This window comes from Actinophytocola xanthii (assembly GCF_001921205.1).
Lineage (GTDB): Bacteria > Actinomycetota > Actinomycetes > Mycobacteriales > Pseudonocardiaceae > Actinophytocola > Actinophytocola xanthii.
Window position 1 is genome coordinate 1 of the sequence record NZ_MSIE01000150.1, and the last position, 5,208, is coordinate 5,208.

General features: G+C 71.8%; 10 protein-coding genes. All 10 read right to left on the minus strand.

Annotated elements, in window-relative coordinates:
* Nucleotides 1–335 precede the first annotated feature (335 nt).
* Nucleotides 336–905, minus strand: a complete 570-nt coding sequence (locus tag BU204_RS37465) for a hypothetical protein (RefSeq protein WP_075130524.1) — start codon at nucleotides 903–905, stop codon at nucleotides 336–338.
* A complete protein-coding gene (locus BU204_RS37470; protein WP_075130525.1) occupies nucleotides 902–1,444 on the minus strand; it encodes a DUF6286 domain-containing protein in 543 nt (180 codons plus the stop codon). Before BU204_RS37470 ends, BU204_RS37465 begins: the two co-directional genes overlap by 4 nt.
* The gene (locus tag BU204_RS37475; protein ID WP_083661989.1) at nucleotides 1,441–1,869 is read right to left on the minus strand and encodes an Asp23/Gls24 family envelope stress response protein; all 429 of its coding nucleotides are present in this window, start codon (nucleotides 1,867–1,869) and stop codon (nucleotides 1,441–1,443) included. The genes BU204_RS37470 and BU204_RS37475 overlap by 4 nt, the downstream gene beginning before the upstream one ends.
* Before the next feature lie 3 nt (nucleotides 1,870–1,872).
* Entirely contained in the window at nucleotides 1,873–2,055 is a 183-nt protein-coding gene (locus tag BU204_RS37480) for a hypothetical protein (RefSeq protein WP_075130531.1), read from the minus strand.
* Nucleotides 2,056–2,067: 12 nt separating this feature from the next.
* Entirely contained in the window at nucleotides 2,068–2,376 is a 309-nt protein-coding gene (locus tag BU204_RS37485) for a hypothetical protein (RefSeq protein ID WP_075130526.1), read from the minus strand.
* Complete coding sequence (locus BU204_RS37490; protein WP_075130527.1) at nucleotides 2,373–2,867, minus strand: Asp23/Gls24 family envelope stress response protein; 495 nt, start codon at nucleotides 2,865–2,867, stop codon at nucleotides 2,373–2,375. Before BU204_RS37490 ends, BU204_RS37485 begins: the two co-directional genes overlap by 4 nt.
* A gap of 141 nt (nucleotides 2,868–3,008) precedes the next feature.
* Entirely contained in the window at nucleotides 3,009–3,335 is a 327-nt protein-coding gene (locus BU204_RS37495) for a hypothetical protein (RefSeq protein ID WP_075130528.1), read from the minus strand.
* Nucleotides 3,332–3,772: an Asp23/Gls24 family envelope stress response protein gene (locus BU204_RS37500; protein WP_408608085.1), complete on the minus strand. Its 441-nt coding sequence runs from the start codon at nucleotides 3,770–3,772 to the stop codon at nucleotides 3,332–3,334. The genes BU204_RS37495 and BU204_RS37500 overlap by 4 nt, the downstream gene beginning before the upstream one ends.
* A gap of 3 nt (nucleotides 3,773–3,775) precedes the next feature.
* A complete protein-coding gene (locus BU204_RS37505) occupies nucleotides 3,776–4,366 on the minus strand; it encodes a hypothetical protein (RefSeq protein WP_075130529.1) in 591 nt (196 codons plus the stop codon).
* Nucleotides 4,357–4,980: an RNA polymerase sigma factor gene (locus BU204_RS37510; RefSeq protein ID WP_083661990.1), complete on the minus strand. Its 624-nt coding sequence runs from the start codon at nucleotides 4,978–4,980 to the stop codon at nucleotides 4,357–4,359. The genes BU204_RS37505 and BU204_RS37510 overlap by 10 nt, the downstream gene beginning before the upstream one ends.
* Between the last annotated feature and the right edge of the window lie 228 nt (nucleotides 4,981–5,208).

Consider the following 5,208-nt stretch of genomic DNA (forward strand, 5'->3'; position numbering starts at 1 on the left):
CAGCCGTGGCCTACGACGTCTGGACCAAACGCCGCGCCGGCGCGGACCGCTGACTGCTCAGTCGGCGTCCTCGGAACGGAGCATGGCGTAGGCAAGCTGCTGACGCCGGCGGGTGTGGTGACGGTGTTCGCGTGCTCATTCCGTCGCCGCGACGTCCGCCGGGGCCACAGTGGACGCGCAGACGCAGCCCCGGGCCGAGCCTGACGATGGTCGCGGCGTAGAAGCGGGCCGAGATGACATCGTGCTCGCTCACCTGTATGTCCTCAATGTACTCGTTTGGTGGCGTCTCGGCCCAGCGATGCGAAAACGCCCACGGGAACGGTGCGGCGACGGGCTCAGCCGGCTCGGGCACCGGACCTGGTGGTGAAACGGAACTCGAGCGTCGTCGGCAGCGACGGGAGGTCGAGTGCGTTCCGGAGCCGGGGGAGGCCGTGGGTGTCGAGACGGTGGCGGATGTCGGCGAGATCCGCCCCGTGTTCGGTGGTCACGACCACGGCGAGCGTCGGGGAGCTCCGGTGACCGGCGAGATCGGCATGTGCGGTGTGAATGCCCGGATACGCGGCGACATCGGCGGCGAACGGGGTGGCGGCGATGCGCGTGGCCAGTTCGGTGTGGCCGGGCTCGGCGTCGTCCTCGACGCGCCAGGTGTGGGTCTTGGGTTTCCTGGCGAGCTGCGCGCCCAGCCAGCACAGGCACAGCACGGCGAGGAGGACGGCGACGGCGGCGATCGCGTACAGCGTCCACGTCGGTGGGAGGGCGGTCCCGGGTGCGAGGGTGGCGGCGGGGTCGACCGGCAGCATGCCGCTCCCGGCTGCCACGGCGAGCCCTCCGCCGGCCACCAGCGTGAGGCCGACGACCGCGAGCAGGCAGCGGTTGAGTCGGGCTGGACGGTTCATGCTGGTCATGGCGTGCTCCTGGGCGCGACAACCCTGACCCGCACGGCCGGGCGAGTGGCAGGGGAGATCTGGTCGAGGCGGTGGCTGACCGCGGCGCGAACGGCCTCGGCCAGCCCCTCCCGGGTCGTGCGGTGGGTGCGCACGACGGCAGTGACCCTTCTGCCGCGCAGTGTCAGCGTGGTCGCGGTGACCCCGTCCACGGCGTTCGCGGCCGCGCGCAGGGTGCTGCGCAGGCTCCGTCGGGACGCTCCGGCATCGATGGTCGCGTCGGTGTCCGTCGCGCGCAGGGGGAGGACGGTGGGCCGGCCGGGCAGGACCGCGGCGACCAGCAGGACGAGCCCGATCAGCAGGACGGCGGCGGAGCCGGCGGTGACGACGAGGCTGTCCCAGCGTGTGGCGTGTGCCCAGTCGGCGATCGCCGCGTAGCTGACCAGTGGCCGACGGCCGGCGAGCAGCTGGATCGCGCTGATCGCGGTCAGTACGGACATGCTCAGCAGGACCAGGGCGGTGAGCACGGCAGGAACGGCGCGCCGGGGTCGGCGCGTCATCGGACTCGCCCGGACCCGGGTTGGGCGAGGTAGAGGGCGGTCACGGTGATGTCGACGCGGGTCACGACCAGGCCGGTGAGTTCGGGTAGCCGTCGGGTCAGATGGGAACGAACCTGATGGGTCGTACTCGCCACCGATGCGGGATAGGCGATCGAAAGCCGGACGTTCAGAGCCGCTGTCGTGTCGTCCACCGAGGCGCTGACCTGCGCGGACCGTTCCTCGGGTGGTCCGCTGAGGGTGTCGCCGAGAATCCGGTGCGCCGTGCCGCCGACGTCGGCGATCTCGGTGAGCGCCTGAGCGGCCGTGCGTTCGACGACGCGGTCGGCCAGCGTCGTCCGACCGGGAAGGTCGCGCTCGGCGCCCCGTCCGGTGTCCTGGCCGTCGTCGGCGTCGGCGGGGTGTGGAACGCGGGTGGCGGCGGTCATGGCCTAGCCTCGGTCCCGGCCGGCGCCGGCCAGCTGGGACAGGTCCAGCTTGCCGTCGAGGAAGCGTCCGACGAGAAGGCCCAGCGCGGCCAGGACGAGCACGACGAGGAAGGCGGTGAACCCGCCGAACGCGCCGGCGAAGCCCAGTGCCAGGCCGGTCAGCAGGCCCAGGGTCGTGGAGTTCATCATGTGTTTCTCCTAGCTGGGGCCGAGGATGTTCGGCCCGGTCTCTTCGATGTGGAGGTCGCCGATGTGCAGGTGCAGCGGCCGGTCCAACGGTCCGACCGCGGCACGAACACCGGCGTCGATATCGGTGACGGTGGCCGGATAGCGTCCGATGACGCCGATGGTCACCGACTCGGGACGGATGCGGACTCCGCTGACGCACCGGCCGGGTAGGTACGTGGCGATCTCGCCGTACCTGCCGCCGTCCAGGCCCGCGACCTCGCGGGTGGCCCGGACAGCGGCGGCGATGCGATCGGCGTCGATCCCGACGCCGGTGGTCACTGCACGCGAGTCGGTTCGGGCGCGTCGTCCTCGGCGCCGGGGATGTGCACGTCGCTGACGTGGATGTTGACCTCGACCACCTCGAGACCGGTCATCCGCTCGATGGCGGTGATCACGTTGCGGCGTACCGCCTTGGCCAGGTCGGCGATGGAGACGCCGTACTCGACCAGGATCTGCAGGTCCACGGCGGCCTGGGTCTCGCCGACCTCGACCGCGACACCCTGCGCGGCGCTCGCCGTCGCACCGGGGATCCGCTCCCGCAGCGCGCCGAACGCGCGGGACGCGCCACCACCGAGGGCGTACACGCCGTTGATCTCCCTGGTTGCGAGGCCGGCGATCTTCTGCACGACCGTGTCGGCGACCGTGGTGGTGCCCTGGGGCGAGGCGAGCGCCATGCTCTGTCCGGTTGCCTGCGCGGGGATGATCTTCTCCGAGGAGGAGGTGCCCGAAGGTGTGGTCGAGTTGGCCGGAGGGCTGTGGGTGGCGGTCATGACGTGGGCGCTCCTGAGTGTTCGCAGTGAATGGTCTGGCGAAGCCGGAAGCTGTTCTGTCGACGTCGCGCACTGGAGGGACACCGGCGCGCCGACAACGTCACGACCCGATCGGGGAAATCTGCCCTGGCGTGTCGGGAGTCACGCGAATGCGGCCCCGTCGAGGTCGGTGACCTCCAGGCGCAGCCGGGTGACGGGCAGCTCGCTGGTGGCCAGCACGGCCGACAGCGCCTGTTCCGCTCGTCGCACAAGAGGTGGTAGCGGCAGCTGGGTCGCCACGACCCGAACCACCACCGTGTGGCCGGCGTCGGCTCCGCGGCTGACGGCGGGGTTCAGGTCGATGGCCATGGCGTCTCGGTTCCATCCCCACGGCGCGCGCCCGGTCGCGACCGGGGTGGCCGGACGCAGCCCGGGGACCCCGGCGAGCGCCGCCAACAGATCGTGGACCAGGTCCGTCGCGGCGGTCATGGGCGATCCAGGTCCCAGACCACGTCGATGATCGACACGCCTACCTCGGCGACGGTGAGGCCGGTGGCCTCGGTCACCGCGCCGGCCACGGCACGTTGCACCGCGCGGCCCACCGCGGCCGCCTGGTCCTGCCCGGAGATCACTACATCCACCTCGACCCGGACGGTGTGCCCGTCCGCCACCCGGTCGAGCTCGACGCGTGCCCCCTCGATCGGCGCCGGGTCGAGTCCGGTGACCCGATGACGTGCGGCCCGGACCATCGACGCCACGAGCCCCACCAGGCCCGGCTCCACCCGCACCACACCCGGCACGGCGGCGGCGGCCCGGACGGCTACGGCGGCGACCACGGGCGCACCGACCGTGTGTTCGAACAGCGGGCCGTGGCCCGCCGCGACATCCCGGGCGTCGCTGGTGCCCTTGCCTATCGTGTTCTTCACCGGTCACATCCCGTAGACATCCTCGACGACCAGGTCCAGCCGGTGCAGCCGCGGACCGATCCTGGTGGCGGCGGCGGCGTCGATCCGCTCCCGCACGAGCTCCAGGGCTCCCCAGGCGAAACTCGGGTAGCTCACCGCGACGCTGAGCTCGACCACGAGCATCGGTTCGCCTTCCTCGCCGCCGTCCGCGGCGTTCGCCTGGATGTGCTGTACCCGGCAGCGACGCGAACGAACCCCCGCGACGCTGTCGGCGGCGAACCGCAGGACGGCCGCGACCGCGTGCTCGCTGATGCGCACCAGGCCCGGTTCGGCGGTCGGCAACGGCACCATGTCGTGCCGGCGGCGTACCTCGGTCCGGATCGCCGCCATGATCCGCCCGGTCAGGTGCGACGTCGGCTCGGCCGTGTCGGCGAGCAGCTCTCCGGTCACCTCGCGCAGGGCGTTCAGGCTCGCCCGGGCGTCCCGGCAGTCGGGACAGGTCAGGTCGTGCCCGTCACCTCGGCCGGCCTCCACCTCCGCCAGCCGTTCCCACACCGTCTCCACGTCCCGCCCGCAGGGAAGCAGGTAACCCTGGGTGTCCGGGTTCACCGCCATGGCGCCATCATCTCCGTCAGCTGTGCCCGTGCCCGCGCGATGCGTCCCCGCACCGTGGTGGGCGTGACCCGCAGGGCATCAGCAATCTCCTCGTACGAGCGGCCGTGCACTTCCCGCAGCAACCAACACGCGCGCTGCTCACCGGTCAGCCGCTGAAGCGCCACCGTCACCGCCGCCAGCTGTTCGCTCACCTCGACCGTGCGTTCCGGCCCGCCACCGGGGCTCCGGGACGCCTGTTGGGCCAGGTCCACGTCCACTGTGGCGTGCCGGGCCCGGATGACGTTCAGGCACCTGTTGGTGGCCGAGCGGTACAGCCATCCCACGAACGCGGCGTCCTCGTGCAGGCTCGCGAGGCTGCGCCAGGCCGTGAAGAACACCTCCTGCACCACGTCCTCGGCATCGCCACGACTGGCCAGCATCCGCACCGCGAGCCGGAAGATCGGGCCCTGGTAGCGCCGCACCAACTGCTCGTAGGCGCGCACGTCCCCCTCGCGGGCGCGGACGACGAGGGTGACGTCGTCCAGCCTCGCGTCGTCCGGGCATACGTCGCCCGCTGTCCCCTCCGGCGGCGTCTCCGGAACCGCTCGAGGGTGGGGTCCGGTCCGCGGGATCATCGGTCACGACGGTGAACTGCGCCCAGCATCGAGGATGCTCCTCTCACACCGGACAGCACGCTCGCCGCCGGTGGTGTTCAGACACGCCGAAAACGGCGTCGTCACGCACCGAGCCTACGCTGAGCTGTGACCTACGACACAGTGGCCGTGCTTCCTGTCCCGGGCGGATGGCTAACGCACGGCCTCCGCCGCCTCGAGGAAGCGTTCCAGCTCGGCCTTCACGTCCGG